3 protein-coding genes are annotated in these 18,186 nt (G+C 60.9%); all 3 read left to right on the top strand.

Features of this window, described 5'->3' with window-relative positions; all coding sequences use genetic code 11:
* Nucleotides 1–4: 4 nt before the first annotated feature.
* The 3 genes from H6650_03840 (at nt 5) to H6650_03830 (ending at nt 18,076) form a co-directional block, all read left to right on the top strand.
* Entirely contained in the window at nt 5–1,132 is a 1,128-nt protein-coding gene (locus H6650_03840; protein MCB8951126.1) for a glycosyltransferase family 4 protein, read from the top strand.
* Nucleotides 1,133–1,142: 10 nt separating this feature from the next.
* On the top strand, nt 1,143–1,910 hold the full coding sequence (locus tag H6650_03835; GenBank protein ID MCB8951125.1) for a WecB/TagA/CpsF family glycosyltransferase: 768 nt from the start codon (nt 1,143–1,145) through the stop codon (nt 1,908–1,910).
* 680 nt (nt 1,911–2,590) lie between these two features.
* The gene (locus H6650_03830; GenBank protein ID MCB8951124.1) at nt 2,591–18,076 is read left to right on the top strand and encodes a VWA domain-containing protein; all 15,486 of its coding nucleotides are present in this window, start codon (nt 2,591–2,593) and stop codon (nt 18,074–18,076) included.
* Nucleotides 18,077–18,186: the final 110 nt, after the last annotated feature.

Here is an 18,186-nt window from a genome sequence, read left to right as displayed (position 1 = left end):
TGTGATGATCATTGGCATTGACGCCAGCCGCGCTACTCCGACACAACGCACCGGCACGGAAGCGTACGCCCGCTTTCTGCTCCAGGCCGTCATTCCCCTGGCGCTGACCGCCGGACACGAAATCCGGTTGTATTTCAATCAGTCTCCTCCACCCGGATTATTCCCGGCACAAACCGGTGTGGTTCCGGTTCATATTCCGCTGCGCCGCCTGTGGACGCATCTGCGCCTGGGGCGCGAATTACGCCATCATCCCCCAGACGTGTTCTTCACGCCCGCGCACGTTATTCCGCTGGCGTACCGAGGCCCCAGCGTGGCGACGGTCCACGATCTGGGCTATCACTATTTTCCGCGGGCGCATCCGCGGTGGCAGCTTGCCTATTTGCGCTGGAGTACGCGGCACAATGCCCACCGCGGCCGGTTGGTCATCGCCGATTCGGAAGCAACAAAGACCGACCTCGTGCGTTTTTATGGCGTCGATGCCAGTAAAGTGCGCGTCGTCTATCCGGGGCGCGATCCGGGATTGGCACGGGTGACTGACACGACGACGCTGGCGACGGTGCAGGCGCGCTACGGGATTACGCCCCCTTATTTGCTTTATCTGGGCACGCTGCAACCGCGCAAGAATCTGGCGCGGCTGGTGCAGGCGTTCGCGCAGTTGCCGGCACAAACGCACCAACTCGTTCTCGCCGGAAAGCCGGGGTGGTTGACGCAGCCGATTTTGACACAGATCGCGGCGATGCCGGCAGAAATAACCGGGCGTATTCTATTGACAGGCTACATCCCTGACGCGGACAAGGCCGCCTTGATTTCCGGAGCCACCGCCCTCCTCTACCCATCACTATACGAAGGGTTCGGCTTCCCCGTGCTGGAAGGGCAGGTATGCGGCGTGCCCGTGCTCACCGCCGCCAACAGCTCCATGCCGGAAGTGGCCGGAGCGGGCGCGTTGCAGGTTCGCGCCGAGCGAGCAGGCGAAATCGCCGACGGTATCATGCGCCTGATCATAGACGAGGATTTGCGCCGACGGTTGATCGCCGCCGGAGAGGCCAATGCCGCCCACTTCACCTGGGAACGAGCCGCCACCCAGGTTTTGGAAACGCTGCAACAGGCGGCGATAGGGAGTAAGGCAGCGTGATGGGGGAACAATGCCGGCATTAACCACCACACGCATTCTGGACATCCCCATTCACCACCTGACCGTGGCGGAAACCCTGGCGCGCGTGGAAGCCTTCATGGCCGAGCCGCGACTGCACCAACTGGCAACGGCCAATCCTGAATTTGTGATGACGGCGCAGCGGGATGACGCTTTTCGCGCCGTTTTGCAACAAGCAGATCTGTGCGTGGCGGATGGGATTGGCCTGGTGTGGGCTTCTCGCTGGTACGGCCGGCCGCTACCACAGCGGGTGGCCGGGTCGGAATTGGTGTATCATCTGGCGGCTGCGTGCGCGACGCATGGTTGGCGACTATTCCTATTGGGGGCGGCTCCGGGCGTGGCGGCGGAGGCGGGCGAGATTCTGCGGAAACGGTATGCGGGATTGGAAATTGCCGGCACTTTCCCCGGCAGCCCCCATCTCCACGAAAACGAAGCCATCGTCCGCCGCATCAACGATAGCCAGGCCGACGTCCTCTTCGTCGCCTACGGCGCGCCTAACCAGGACAAATGGATCGCCCGCAACCGGGATACATTGGCAACCGTACGCCTGGCGCTAGGCGTGGGCGGGGCGCTGGATTTCATCACCGGGCGAGCCGTACGCGCTCCCCATTGGATACAACAACTGGGGCTAGAGTGGCTGCACCGCCTGCTGCGCGAGCCGTGGCGCTGGCGACGCATGTTGGCCCTGCCGCGCTTCGCCTGGGCCGCCTGGCGCGAAAGCCGACGCTTGCAGCCAAATGGACGCCCTCGTCAACCGTAGATTCCACGCCGTGCGCCAGGGGAATTCGCGCTGTTTCACCCGTGTATCATATTGATTCCAAATTGAGAATTGCCGCGGAAAATTCTTGTATTTTGTCCGGTTTCATTTATACTGCCATTTGTCACGTTCTAGCATATAGTCCTACTATGTGGCATTGTGCCTTCTATTTCGAGTAGTCGCGGTTTTTGGGTATCTCGCGGGGTTAAAACCCTTTCATGCGGAACAAAGTGGAGCGTCCTGCTGGTATCAGGAATCTTCGCGCCGTTGAGAATAACAGCACTTCGCCAGAAGCCGAAGATCGTGGACAGTACCAGATTGGACCAATTTCACCAGAGAAAACGGGGCCAATCTGGCTTAGCCGTTACTGTGGACAATCCATTCTCATCTTTTCGGGGGTTCGGTCAGGGGGAACTTCCTCCTCAATCGAACAAGATCGCTGATTATTCAACAAGCGTATTTGCTTCGGACCGCGGCCTTTTCCGGCTCTATGGTATCTCAAGGGGTTCACGATTTGTCCTACTGAACGACGTGACGCATCCGGGAAATAGGGATTCTTCGCGCCGCTGAGAGTGACAACGCCCCACCACATCCTAAAGCCTTCATTTTCTTGACGAAATTGGCCGGTTGCGGTTTCCAAGCAGCCGTAGATTTTTTATTATGCCGCGTGCGAGGAGTATCACATGGCTTCGTTTTCGCTTCTCTCCTGGCGCTGGCGTCTGGCGACGCTGGCGTGTCTCACCTTTTTTGGTTTGTTAATCGGGCTTTCTCGTTCCGCGACGTTTGCCCAACAACCGGTTTCCGTCAGCATCGCGCCGGCCCGCGGCGGTGATGTGGCTATCGAAACGGACGTGTTGGTGGTTACCAATTTGACCGGTTTTGATGGCAACGTGGCCAATTATACGTATCAATGGTATCGCAGCGCCGACCAGGCGGCGGGGAATTATCAACCATCGCAGGACAACGATGCCGGCACGGGGCCTGACCGCTACAACCTCAACCTCAACGGCGCCAACGACGTCGGCCACCGCTTCTACCTGCAAGTCACCGATGGCAGCGGCAACACGGCCGGCTCCAACGTCTTTGCCGTCGGTCCTAGCCGTTTGCCCCAACTGCTGCATCCCCGGGCTAATGAAGAGATCCGCGTCAACCAGGTCTACTTCAATGTCCAGAATGTACAACACGATGGGCACACCCCCCCCAACCCGGACGGCAGCTACACCTACGAAATACAGGTCGCCACGGACAACACTTTCAACAACATCGTGGCAACCAACAACAACGTGGCCGAGCGCACGGGCAACAACAACGTCACTTACTGGCAATCCGCGGCCATCAATGGAACCCTGTTCTGGCGCGCGCGGGCCAAAATGGCAGACGCCCCAGGCAACTGGAGCAATCCCGTCCCATTCACGATTGCCAACGTCTGGTCCGCCGACGGCAACGCCTGGCACTGGCCGCTCGACAACGCGGCCGTGCGCGTTTCCGGCACGTTCGCCGAAGGCTATTACCACAGCGGCTATTTGGGAACGCGCCTGCACGGCGGCATTGACCTCAGCGGCGCAGATGGCTGTGGCGATGACGTACGCGCAACCCGCAGCGGTGTCATTTCCGCGCCCGTAGGCAGCGGCAGCGCCATCACCCTGGACCACCAAGACTTAAAAAGCAGCTATTTGCACATGAACAACCGTACGACACTGCCGCGCGGCACGTACGTTAACCAGGGTTCGGTCATTGGCAGCATGGACACAGTCGGTACGTCGCAGTGCCATTTGCATTTCGACGTTCTCGCCCGTGACAACGCCACCTATTACAATCCCCTGGCTTATGTGTCCTGGAATGACGCGGCCACCCCCGTCGTGCCCCACTCTTACCTGCGCTCCGATCGTTTGTTGAGCGCAAATGCCACGGGCATTGCCGGCACAACCTACATCATTGCCGAAACCCGTGACCAGGAAGGCGGCAACCGCCTCGCCCCCTACCGCGTGCAGTTCTCCGTCAACGGCACCGAAATCCGCAACATCCAGTTCAACTCCTTTACAAACGCCGACAACGAGACGGATTTCTACGGCTACCAGACAGCCGCGCGCGGGGCAAATCCACCCTACTTGCTGTTTGCCGAATGGAATACGGGCGCGCTGGCCGATAATGCCGGCCCGCAAACCATCCGCATGGTCTCCCACGACTACAACGGCCACAACGACAATCGGGAAATGGTCATCGGCCCGGATATGACCGCCTCCCCCACCTCCGTGACCATTGACCGCTGCCGCCCACAGCAAAAGACCGTCACCCTGACGATCAACAACCGCAATAACAACATCGAAGGGCAAAACAACGACACTTATCAGCTTACATTGCAGCCCGGCGGCGTCTCCGCCAGCCTCAGCCAGAACAGCATCACCGTCAACAACGGGGCCAGCGGCACGGTCACGCTGCGCATTTCCGGCACGACTGGCGGAACCGTCAAAGTGATCGCCGCGTCCGGCATCGTCACGGACGTGAAAGATTCCGTCAGCGTCAGCGTAAACGTCATTGACGGCCCTGGCTGCGACCATTCCGACGACAACCTTTCCGCCGCCAGCCCGCAAAACCTGGCCCCCGTGCCCCTGGACGAAGAGCCAACCCGCGTGGCCGTCCTCTTCAATGGGTTTGCCCCCGATGCGTCCGGTTTCATCAACGCCCTGCGGGAGCCGAATACGCTGGTGGACACCGATTTCTCCCCGGACATCGTCGCCGATTACCCCGTGCTGGTAATCCCCTCCGGTGGCCTCTATGGTCTGGAGAATTCCGCGTTTTTCCGCGCCCGGTTGGAAGAATACGCCAACCGTGGCGGCACGATCATCGTGTTTGACCAGCAGCGGGGCGACGAGTACTCGGTGCTGCCCGGCGGCGGCCTGAATGGGTATGGCTGGTCGCAGGACAACTCCTGTAATCTTTCCTCGCTGTACATTCGCAACTACGATCAGGTGCTTTCCGGCTTCAGCGACGCCATTCTGGATTCAAATGTAGACGGGTACTTCACCGATTTGCCGGCAGACACGGACATCCTCCTCTGGCGCGCCAAAAACGGGCAGCCGGCCATGGTGCGCTACGACTATGGCGCGGGCAAAGTGATTGCCACCACCGCCTACGATGACTGGGGCCTGACCAACTGGCAAACCACCTCCGACGCCTACATCCTCAACCGCGACCTGCTGGCGTGGGCCGTTGATCCCGCCCTGTTGCCGGAGTACGATCCCAACGATCCCATTTCCCTACCTGTCGTGGTCAGCAACGCCGGCACGGTGGATGCGGCGGCGGTGCGCCTGACGCTGCTGGCGCCGGGCAAGGACGTGATCGGCGAAACCACGCAGGCGGTCAGCATTGCCGCAAACACCAGCGCCACGCTCACCTACACGGGCACGGCGACCACACCACTGGGCATCTGGCGCGTGGATTATACGCTGCTGGATGACCAGGGGGCGGTGATTCAGGCACGGCAACCGGGAGAGCGGTTTGTGGTGAAGAATCCCAGCCCGCTGTCGCAACCGTTGAAAGAGGTAGCTTTTAGTGTCAATGCGCCGACGGAACGGTTTATTGCCGGCACAAACGGCGAGTTCACCTTCACGCTCTACAACAACAGCGACATCACCCGCACCCTACAAGTGCGCTACGGCCTGCCCCACCACACCTGGGAAACAGGCGACCGCGCCACTTACGGCAACTTCAGCGACCTCTCGCGCACCGTGGACGTGGGGCCAAATAGCCAGAGCCAGTTTGTACACGTCTTCCCCATGCGCACCAACGACCGTCTTTTCGCCTACCTGTATGAGAACGGCGCGCAGAAGGACCAGACCTGGTTCCAGACGCGCAAAGCGACGGCCGTCGCCAGCGCCACCGTGACCACGGATCAGGCACAGTATGCCCGCGGCCAAAACGTGACCATCACCGGCAGCGTCACCAATCTGGCCGATCTGGCCGTCAACTTTGAGCTGCGCCTGCGCGTGACCGCCCCGGACAACAGCTTGCTCTACAGCGCGGAAACGCCGCTTTCCCTGGCCGCGGGCATCACCCAGGATGAGGTTCTCAGCTTCACGGTCCCGCTCTCCGCCACCAACGGCACGTACCGCGTGCAGGCGGATGTGTACCAGGAGGATTTGCTTGTCAGCGGCGCGGTGGGCGCATTGACGCTGCCACAGAGTCCGGCCGTGTTTGGCGTGACGCTGCCCGCGGCGCTCCCGCCCACCGCCGCCGATCCCCTGCGTGTCACGGTTGCCAATCCCCATGCCTACCTGCCGTTGGCCGGTGTGCTGAATGGAGTGGTGACGGATCCTGCCGGCATTACCACCACCCTCCCCGCGCAAACCTACAACCTGGCTGCCGGCGACAACGTGACCATTGACTACGACTTGACCGGCCTGCCCGCACAATACGGCAGCTACCGCTTCGACTTCACCGCCGCCGACCAATACAGCGAACGCGCCTGGACCGAAACGCGCCAGGTTGCCATCGCCACCAATCTCGCCTTTGACCAGGCCAGCTACAAAGTACGCCAGACCCTCGGACTTACCGTCACCCTGGGCAACAGCGACTTCGACCTCACGCCATTGCTCACCCTCTCCATTCCCGATTTGGGTTACACCCATGTCCAGACACTCCCCCTCGCCACCGGACAGACGGCAGCACTGACCTTCGCCCTGCCGCTGACGCCCACGCTCGGCCCCGGCTATCATGCCGCGGACCTCTCCGTGGCCCTCGCGGACGTCGTCACGGATACCAACCGCTTCCTCGTGCCACCTTCGCGGGTGACCGCTTTCGTGCCACAAACAGATTTCCCGGCGGGCGCGGCCATCCCCATCGAATTCCGCAACCTGGGCGGCGTAGACGCGCCGGTGACGGCAACGATGAACCTCGTGGACCAGTACGACATCTCCGTTGTTACGGACACGGTCACGGTCACGGTACTCGCCGGTCAGATCAGTACCGTCACCCTGCCCATTCCGGCGGGTGCGGCCTCGGGCACCTATTACCTGAACGTTAACGGGCAGAACGGGGCCACGGGCGCAGCGGTGCAGCAGCAAGCCGGCATTCATGTGGATGGCGTCTCCGCTTCCCTCTTTGTGCAAACAGAGCAGCCCGCCTACTTCAGCACCGATGCCATCACCACCATGGCCCAGATTCTCATGAATTCGGGCGCGCTCACGGGCGAAGACCTCAGCCTGCGCATTTGCTCCGACAACAGCAGCAACGGCACGGCAGACACCTCGCTACCGGAGCCTTCCTACGAGAGCCAGGTCGTGCCCATTGACTGGATTGACATTGCCGCCGGCGGCGCAGTCGTGGCCCCGTCCAACGACACCTACACGCTGGTGGACATTGGCTTCCCGTTCACATTCTATGACAACACCTACACGCAAATGTACGTCAGCTCCAACGGCTTCATCAGCTTTGGCGCGGGCTACACCAACTACGCCAACGGCCCCATCCCCAGCCTGGCAACGCCAAACAACGCCATTTACGCCCTTTGGGATGACCTCTACCCCATTGGCGGCGATTACGGCAGCGTGTTTGTGCAGCAAATCGACGCCACGCGCACGGTGGTGCAGTGGCAAGAGGTGAGCCACTGCTGCAACACCAGTTCCCCGGAAACCTTCCAGATCATCCTGGACGGCAGCGATAACAGCATCACCTTGCAGTATCTGGACGTGACCCTCACGAACAGCGCCACGGTAGGCGTAGAAGACATCACCGGCTCCCTCGGCGTGCAGATCGCTTACAACGAAGCGGGCGTGATTGACGACAATGTGGCCTTTAAGCTGAATCCGGGGCAGACAGTTGTCGATCAAATCATGTACGACGCCACGAATGTGCCCCTCAACTGGGTGGACATAGCCGGGGACGGCATGGTCGTCTCCGTCTCCAACAACACATCCACGCTGGTAAACATCGGTTTCCCCTTCACGTTCTATGGCAACACCTATTCGCAGATGTACGTGAACTCCGATGGGTACATCATGTTTGGCTCCTCCTATAACACAGGCAGCAACGGGCCAATCCCCAGCGTGAGCAATCCGAACAATGCCATTTATGCCCTCTGGGATGACCTCTACCCCATCGGCGGCGACTACGGCAACGTATACGTGCAGCAGATCAGCCCCACGCTCACCGTCGTGCAGTGGGAACGAGTGATGCACTGCTGCAACACCGGCTCGCCGGAAACGTTCCAGGTGCTGCTGGACGGCTCGGACAACAGCATCACGCTGCAATATCTGGATGTATCCTACACGGGCAGCGCCACCGTCGGCGTGGAAAATGCCAACGGCTACTACGGCATCCAGGTTGTTTATAACCAGGACGGCGTGATCACCGATGGCACGGCCATTCACTTCGCGCCACAGCAAGAGTCCATCCCCGACGTCAACTACAACAACACCGCGGTCCCCCTGAACTGGGTGGACATCGCCGCGGAAGGCACGGTTGTGTCCGTCGCTAATGACACATCCACGTTGGTGGACATCGGCTTCCCCTTTGAATTCTACGGCAATAGCTACACACAGATGTACGTCAATTCCAACGGGTACATCACGTTTGGCTCTTCCTACAATTACAGTAGCAATGGTCCCATCCCCAGCGTGAGTTATCCGAATAACGCCATCTATGCCCTCTGGGATGATCTCTACCCCATTGGCGGCGATTATGGCGTCGTCTACGTGCAACAGATCAGCCCCACGCTGACGATTGTGCAATGGGAGCGGGTCGCGCACTGTTGCGACCCCAGTTTCCCGGAGACGTTCCAGGTGCTGCTGGATGGCAGTGACCACAGCATCACGCTGCAATACCTGGATGTGTCCTACACGAGCAGTGCCACCGTGGGTGTGGAGAATGCCACCGGTTACTATGGCATTCAGGTGGCATACAACCAGGATGGGATCATCACGGATGGCACGGCCATTCACTTCGCGCCACAGGAGCAGGTGATTGAAGACGCCGTCTACGACAGCACGCCGGTAGCCATGGATTGGGTGGATATTGCCGCGGGCGGTACGGTGGTGGCCGCGGACAATGATACGTATAGCCTGGTGGACATCGGCTTCCCGTTCGAGTTTTTTGGCAACACGTACACGGAGATGTACGTGGACAGCAATGGGTACATTACGTTTGACCCGCCGTACTACTCGAATCCGTACAATGAGCCGCTGCCAAACCCGAATTTCCCCAACAACGCGATTTATGCGTTGTGGGATGACTTGTATCCGGTGGGCGGAGATGCCGGCACAATCTTCACGCAACAAATCAGCCCCACCCGCATGATCGTCCAATGGGAAGGCGTCACACACTGCTGTAATGCCGGCACGCCCGAAACCTTCCAGATCATCCTCGACGGCAGCGACAACACCGTCACCCTGCAATACCTGGAAGTCACCGCCCCTGATTTCGCCGTCGTAGGCGTGGAAAACAACACCGGCAGCCTGGCCATCCAACACAACATCACGCAAACGGGCGTCATCACCAACGGCCTCGCCCTACAGTTCCAGCCCGTGCCCCAGCTTGTGGAGCAGTTCAACTACGACAGCGCCGACGTTACCATGAACTGGCAGGACATCTCCGCCACCGGGGCCATCGTCGCCGAAGGAGACGACACCTACACCCTGTTCAACATCGGTTTCCCCTTCGAGTTTTACGGCAACACCTACACCGACCTCTACGTCGGCTCCAATGGCTACGTCAGCTTCGGCAACGGCTACTACGAGTATTACAACGAACCCATCCCCTCCCCCTACGAGCCGAACAATGCCATCTACGGTCTGTGGACCGACCTCTACCCCGTCGGCGGCGACTACGGCAACGTCTACGCGGAGCAAGTAGACGCCACGCACACCATCATCCAATGGCAGGAGTCGGCGCACTGCTGTGGCCTGGGAGAGCCGGAGACCTTCCAGATCATCCTCGATGGCTCCGACAACTCCATCACCCTGCAATATCTCCAGCTTACCCTGCCCCAGTACGCCACCGTCGGCGTGGAAAACGCCAGCGGAACCGTCGCCACGCAATTGGCGGACGGCGGCTTTGGCGGCGGCGGCGGCGCAGCGGCCCCGCTGATGCTCACCGCCGTGATCACGGATGGCGCGGCCTACAAACTGATGCCCGTCACCCAAACCGTCACCGTCACCTCTTACCTGCTCTCCAGCGTACCCATCAGTTGGACAGACGTCGCCCCGCCCGATGGCACACACGTAGTGGCCATGGGGTACAACAACACCACACCGGTGGACCTGGGCTTCCCCTTCAAATTCTATGGCAACACCTACGACCAGATGTACGTGGCCTCTAACGGCTTCGTCAGCTTTGGCGCGGGCTACACCAACAGCGGCAACGGCACTATCCCCTACACGGGCACGCCAAACAATGCGATTTACGGCCTCTGGGATTATCTCTATCCCATTGGGGGAACCTATGGCGCGATCTACACGCGCCAGATCAGTCCCACGGTCTACGTGGTGCAGTACGATGGCGTCGTCCACTGCTGCAACGACAGCCAACCGGAGACGTTCCAGATCGTCCTCGACGGCTCCGATGACTCCATCACACTGCAATACCAGGATGTGACCTATGTCAACAGCGCCACCGTCGGCGTGGAGAATGACACGGGTACGAAAGCAACGCAGTTGTCCTACAACCAGAGCGGCATCATCGTTGATGGCGCGGCGTTCAAACTGGCTCCCGTCACCCAATACATCACCATTCCCTCCTACATCCAGAGCAGCCCGCCTCTGGCCTGGACGGAAATCGCCCCGCCCGACGACACCAACGTGGTGTCCGTAGGCACAAACACCTACACGCAGGTAGACCTGGGCTTCCCGTTTGACTTCTATGGCAACAGCTACGACCAGATGTACGTGGCCTCCAACGGCTTCGTCAGCTTTGGCGCGGGCTACACCAACAGCGGCAACGGCGCTATCCCCTCTACGGGCACGCCAAACAACGCCATCTACGGCCTCTGGGACTACCTCTACCCCATCGGCGGCGCTTACGGCGTCATTTACACACGCCAGATCAGTCCCACGATGTACGTGGTGCAGTACGATGGCGTCACCCACTGTTGCAGCAGCACCCAGCCGGAAACGTTCCAGATTGTGTTGGACGGCACGGACAACTCCATCTTGCTGCAATACCAGGACGTGACCTACGTCAACAGCGCCACCGTCGGCGTGGAAAACAACACGGGCACAAAAGCAACGCAGTTGTCCTACAACCAGAGCGGCATCATCGTCGATGGTGCGGCGTTCAAACTGGCCCCCGTCACCCAGTACATCACCATTCCTTCCTACATCCAAAGCAGCATGCCTATCACCTGGCAGGAGATCGCCCCCTCGGACGATACACAGGTGGTGGCCGTGAGCAATGACACCTATTCGCAGGTGAATCTGGGCTTCCCGTTTGACTTCTATGGCAACACCTACAACCAGATGTACGTCGGCTCAAACGGGTTCGTCAGCTTTGGCACGGGCTACACCAACTATGCCAATGGAGTTATCCCCAACCTGAGTACGCCCAACAACGCCATTTACGGCCTCTGGGACGATCTCTACCCCATTGGCGGACTGTACGGGGCAGTGTATACGCGCCAAATCAGCCCCACGCTGTACGTGGTGCAGTGGGAGAAGGTAACGCACTGCTGTAGCACCTCGTCGCCAGAAACGTTCCAGATACTCCTGGATGGCGCGGACAACTCCATTACGCTGCAATATGAGGACGTGACGGCCACCAGCAGCGCCACGGTGGGGGTGGAGAATGAAATTGGCAACTACGGCACGCAGCTTGTCTACAACCAGGCAGGCGTGATCGTGGATGGGCTGGCGTACAGGCTAACGCCGTTTACGCAGGCGATTACCGTACCCACGTACCTGACGGCAACCGTTCCGATTACGTGGCAGGATGTGGCCCCGCCTGCCGGCACAAACGTGGTCGCCCTGGCCGATAACACCTTCACGCAGGTAGACCTGGGCTTCCCCTTCGAGCTGTATGGCACGCCTTACACACAGATGTACGTCGGCTCCAACGGCTTCGTCAGCTTCGGCAACGGCTTCACGCACAACGCCAACGGCGCGCTGCCCAACCCGAACACCCCGAACAACGCCATCTACGGCCTGTGGGACGACCTGTATCCGATTGGCGGCAACTATGGCCAGATTTACACGCGCCAGATTAGCCCCACGCTGTACGTCGTGCAGTGGGAGAAGGTGACGCACTGCTGCAGCACCGCCTCGCCGGAAACGTTCCAGATTCTCCTGGATGGCGCGGATAACACCTTCACCTTGCAATACGAGGATGTGACAGCCACCAACAGCGCCACCGTCGGCGTGGAAAACATCAACGGCACGAAAGCGACACAGACCGTGTACAACCAGGCAGGCGTGATTGTGGATGGCCTGGCCCTGCACTACACGCCCATCATCGAAGAGCCGCCGCCACCGCAAATCTGCGACCCACAGCAGGTACAGCCGCTGAATGTGATGCTGGTGATTGACCGGTCCGGTTCCATGGGCGGCCAACCGATCATTGACGCCAAAGCCGCAGCCATCACCTTTGTCGACCTGATGAACCTGGATATTGACCAGGTGGGACTGGCTTCCTTTGCCACCACTGCCTCGCTCAACTATCCACTCACCCAGGATGGCGATGCCGTGAAAGCGGCGATTAACGCTCTGGTTGCCAGTGGCTCCACGGCCATCGGTGATGGCCTGGCCGTGGGACAGGCAGAGTTGGCAGCCAACGCAGACCCGTCCGTCGCTCCCGTGATGATCTTGCTCTCCGACGGTTATAACAACGCGGGGCAGGATCCGATCAACGCCGCCAACAACGCCAAGGCCGCGGGCACGCACATCGTCACCATCGGCCTGGGATCGGGGGTGGACACCGCCTTGATGCAGGCGATTGCTTCTTCGCCGCAAGACTTCTACTACGCGCCCAGTTCCGCGGACTTGCCGGAAATCTTCGCCTCCATTGCGGGCGGATTCTGCCGGCAACCGCTGCCCTACGCGGATGGTTGTGGTTTCGTCCTCTGGGAAGAGACCGTCCCCGTCACCACCACCAACACTCTGGACGTCACTCGCCTGGCGGGACCGCTGAACGTCAGTGGTCGCCTGAAGCTGGATGGGCGCGTCTTCGCGGAAACGGGGCAGCTTCTGGACCAGGACCAGTACCCGTTCTATCTCTACGATGCCACCACCGCCCTCACCCTGGACACGGACCAGGACATCTACCGTCCGGGCGACACGATCCAGATGAGCGGCAACGTCACCAACACCAGCGCCCTGGTAGAAGACATGGTGCTGCGCCTGTACCATGATAGCGACTTGCTGTTGTCGCAGGCGCTTTCTCTCTCGCCGGGCCAGGGGTATGCGTATCAAGTGGTCCTGACGGCGACAGCGCCGCTTAGTTCCACCAACTTCAATCTGGCGGCCACGGCCAATGGACGGGCAGTGTTCAAGACGGTGACAGTGGCGGAGCCGCAGGTGGTGGCGCAGTTGGCCGCGCCCGCGGTGGCCGGACGCGCGCCGTTCTCGGCGACGCTGACGCTGACGAATACGGGCGTCGTGCCGGCATACGTCACAGCCGCCATCGCCAACGTCACCAACAGCAGCACCTTCGCCCTCACCCCCGGGCAGGTCGCCCGCCTGGAAGGCAGCCTCAGCATCACCCAGGACACCCTCATCAGCGCCCCGCTCACCGGCGACCGCAACGACACCCTGACGACAACCGTCCTCTTCGGCGAAGCGGCCACGATTGCCGTCACGCCGCAATCCGTCTACCCCGTGGGCCAGGTGAACGTTCCCTACCAACTCACCAACACAGGCATCCTGCCCACCGCTTTCGACGCCACGTTCACGCTGCAAAACAGCGACGGCGCGGACGTCGCCATCCTCGTCATTCCCACGGACCTGCCCGTGGGCGAGAGCCAGGCAGGGCTGTTGCCCTTCGGCTACCTGCCCGCGGACACCTACACCATCCAGTTTGCGATGCCCTTTGACAACGGCGTGGTGGATTTCCTCGTCGTCACGCAGCGGGAAGCGCACCTGGATGCCGTGGCCGGGCTTGCCGCCGCGGCCACCGTGCCCGTCACGGCCACCGTGAGCAACACGGGTCTGGAAACGTTCGACGGCCAGGTGACCTTGCAGACGGACTTCTTCGCCGCCAGCGCCCCGGTGGTCGGCCTGGCTTCTGGCGGCAGCGTGGACCTGCCGCTGCCCGTGGACGTCAGCGCCGCCCAGGCGGGCGATTACCCGGCGCACCTGCGCCTGCTGGATCAGGCGGGGAACGAGGTGGACCAGGCGGACGTCACCCTCACGGTGACGGGGCCTGACCTCGTACTCACCAGCCTGCCTACTAATCTGACGCTGCCCGTCAGCACGACGGTGACGATGACGTTTGGCGTCGCCAACCAGGGAGCCGCCGCCGGCCAGGGGACCATGAGTTTCGTCTTCAGCGATTATGTGGACGAAGTCCAGCAGTTCTGGCTGGCCGGCGACCAGGAGGGCACGGTCAACTTCACCTTCTTCGTGCCCCCAGACATCGAAGCCAAGGTGTATCCCGCCCCGTACACATTCAACGACGAGCCGGGTGTCCTTCTGTTGACGGTGGAGGGGATTGACATTGGTGTGACGCCTTCGCTGGATAAAGTAGGCTACTATGAGGGAGAGACGGCGCAGTTGACGCTGCACGTGAGCGAACTGGCGGACCGGGCTACGATACCGCTGTACGCGCTGGTGCGGTTCAATGATTACAGTGAGCGGCAGTCGTTTGCGTTGCCGGCATTGGGCAGCACCAATCTCACCTTCAGCGTCCCGGTCTCTTTCCTCGGCGACGAGAAAGTGTTCTACGGCATCTACGCCGAAGCCTCCGACGCCAGCATCCATCTGAACACCATCTACCTGCCCCAGTTGTACCCTGACGTGTCCATCTTCACGGATAAGCAGGTGTATGAACCGGGCGAGACCGTGATGGCGACGGTGGTGACCACGGCCACGGGGCAATTGGATGTGACGGCTCCTGGATTTGCCGGCATCATCCCCCTCCCCGGCCACGACACCACGTTCACCTTCACCCTGCCGCTGGAGATCGTACGCGGCACGTACAGCATTGACAGCATCCCACAAGACTGCAACTGCCTGCATGAGAACGAAACGCTGCGCACCCCGTTCGACGTAGCCGCCGCCGAAGTGCGTGTGGTCGATGCCAGCCTGGACACGCCCACCTGCGAGGATGGCGCGGCCAACCGGCTCCACCTGACCATTGCCTCCGACGAAGCAGTCACGGGGCTGCTGCGCGTCTGGTTGGAGCAGCCGGACGGCACAAAATCGCAACTGGCGGAAGAGACGATCAGCCTGGAGGCCCAGCCCGCCAATATGATCACAGTTCCCTTCACGCCCGTCAGCGACCAGAGCGGCGTTCATCGCATCAGCTACGAGCTGCTACACCTGGCGGCGGATGACCTGTACTACGCGGTGGGCGCGGAAGCGTGCGACGCGGGGCAGGCCATTCTCGTGGGCGTCGTTACCGATAAGGCCGTCTACGACGCAGGCGAATCGGTGCTGGCAACGGTGACGTTGTACGCCTTGCAGCCAGGCGCGGGCGAGTTAACCCTGTCTGTTGACGGGGCGTTTGCGGCAGCGCAAACGGTTGACCTCGCCGGCGGCTTCCAGACAGTCACGTTCGACCTGGGCAGTGGCTTTGCCGCGGGCGACCATGACGTGCAGGCGTTGCTGGCACAGGCCGGGCTGCGCAGCGCGGCGACGACCGACTTCGTCTATGGTGTCAACCTGCCTGACCTGGTCATGTCGCCGCCGTTTGTGTTGAGCAGCGGCACGCTGGAGCGTACGGCGGAGTTGTTTGTGGTGAATGCCGGCATTTCCGCCGCCCCCGCCACCACCATTGACCTCTACCTGGGCGACCCGGACAACGGCGGGCAGTTGGTGGGAACGGCGACTGTGCCAACCCTGGCCGCGGGCCAGAGCCATACCGCCCGCCTCACCTACTCCGTCGCCGGCGTCACCGATCCCACTTACACCCTCTACGACCGCGTCGATCCCACCAACGCCATCCCCGAACGGCGCGAGGACAACAACCAGGCACAAACGGAAAGCCGGATGCCACCGACGGTGGAAGCCGGTCCGGATCAGACCATCCATGAAAGCGAGACCGTCAGCCTCAGCGGCGCGTTCTACACGGGTCCCGACCCACTGGACAGCTACAGCGCCACCCTCTTCTGGGAGTACCAGGATGAGGTGATCACGCCCACCATGCCCACGGTGGTCATCAGCGGCACACAAGCCCTGATGTACGGCTCATACACCTACGCCAGCGACAACCCGTACCCCGTGGTGGTCGCGGTCTGTGATCCGACAGGGGTGTGCGCGCAGGATAGCTTCCTGGTGACGGTGCTGAATCTGCCGCCTGTGGTAGAGGCTGGCCCGAACCAGACGGCGGACGCGGGCGACAATGTGGGATTGGCTCCGGCGACGTTCACGGATGCCGGCATCTACGACGTCCACGCCGCAACAATTGATTGGGGTGATGGCACCGTTGAGGCCGGTGAGGTCAACGATCTCGACGGCGTGGGCAGCGGCAGCGTTGGCGGCACGCACATCTACATCAGCGGGGCCACCTACACCGTCACCGTGAGCGTCTGCGACGAAAGCGGCGACTGCGGCAGCGACTTCTTCCTCGTGGCCATCACGGGCAACATCGGCAACAGCGACCCCGTAGCCGTGGATGACACAGCCACAACCACGGAAAGCGTCCCCGTCAATGTAGCTGTGCTGGACAACGACAGCGACGAAGACGGCGATGAGCTGATGGTCATTGACGTGACCACCCCCGCCCACGGCATCGCCACCATCAACCCGGATAAGACTATCCGGTACACGCCGGACGCGGACTTTGTCGGCAGCGATAGCTTTGACTACACCATCAGCGACGGTCAGGGTGGTTTCGCCACGGCCACGGTGACGGTAACGGTCACCAACGTGCCGCCGACGGTGGACGTGGGACCGGATGTGATAATCTTTGAAGGGCAATGGCTGCAAGTGACCGGCTCCTTCACCGATCCGGGGCAGAATCAGTGGACGGCCACGGTTGATTATGGCCTGGGCGATGGGGAGGAACCGCTGCCACTTGATGAGGACAAGCACTTCGATCTGGCACGCCAATACTTAAGCCTGGGCACGTACACGGTGACGGTGACGGTGGCCGATAATCACGGCGGCGTAGGCAGCGATTCGTTGCAGGTGACGGTGCTACATGGGTTCGCGCAGTTCTGCGTGTATGCCGGCATCGAACACGGCGTTCACGTCTACGAAGACACAGTGATTGACTGCAACGTGGGCAGCGCGGAGAAGGTGGAAATCAAACAGCGCGCCGTCATCAACGGCTACATCTTCAGCTTCAACGACAAAGTGGACCTGGCCCAGGACACGGAAGTGAATGGAGACATCACCGCCGCTGGCAAGGTCACTCTGCACGACCGCGGCGTGGTCAACGGCAGTGTACGCTCCGGCGACGACATTGATCTGAAGAAGGATAGTCTGATTACCGGCGACGCGACGGCCAGCGAGGAAGTGAAGCTGGCCAACGGGGCCGCGGTCCATGGCGTCATCACGGAAGATGCGCCGCCGCCCGTTATGCCGCCGTTAACGCTGGTGCAAGTGGTGGTAAATGCCGGCACAACCGACATCACCATCCCCAAGAACGCCACCCAAACCCTGCCCCCCGGCGCATACCACAAACTCAAGGTAGAAGAAGGGGCCACCCTCATCTTCCTCGATGGCCAATACGCCTTCGAAACCATCGAAGTCGCCAAGCACGTCACTCTGCACTTCGACCTCTCTGGCGGCAGCCACACAATCGTCGTGGACGTAGAGAAGGACATTGACCTGCAAGAGTACACCGAGATGACGACCAGCGGGCAGGCCAGCGACATTCTCTTCCGCATCCCAGAAGGGCATGTACACCTGCACCAAAACAGCGTCTATCTAGGCACGTTCCTGGCTCTCGACGGACATATCGAACTGCACGAAGACTCGCTGCTCACAGGGGCACTGTTTGGTGACGAAGTAGACATCAAGCAGCGCACCCATGTCATTGGCGCGCCGGCTCTGGATCTGCTGATCGAGTGGTTCCTGCCATAACATCACATTCGCGGGTGGAAAGGGGCGATGCACGCCGTAGACCGTGCCTCGCCCCATATCGCCCGCCGGATCAAAGCCGCTTGATAAACGGCTTGTCGAAATGCCATTGA

The organism is Ardenticatenales bacterium, assembly GCA_020634515.1.
Lineage (GTDB): Bacteria > Chloroflexota > Anaerolineae > Promineifilales > Promineifilaceae > JAGVTM01.
The sequence above is the reverse complement of the archived record's forward strand: the minus strand, read 5'-3'. Positions and strand labels throughout refer to the sequence as shown.

What these genes read in the sequence shown, in the direction of transcription:
- H6650_03840 (MCB8951126.1), top strand. Translation starts at nt 5, where the DNA reads ATGATCATTGGCATTGACGCCAGCCGCGCTACTCCGACACAACGCACC.
- H6650_03835 (MCB8951125.1), top strand. Translation starts at nt 1,143, where the DNA reads ATGCCGGCATTAACCACCACACGCATTCTGGACATCCCCATTCACCAC.
- H6650_03830 (MCB8951124.1), top strand. Translation starts at nt 2,591, where the DNA reads ATGGCTTCGTTTTCGCTTCTCTCCTGGCGCTGGCGTCTGGCGACGCTG.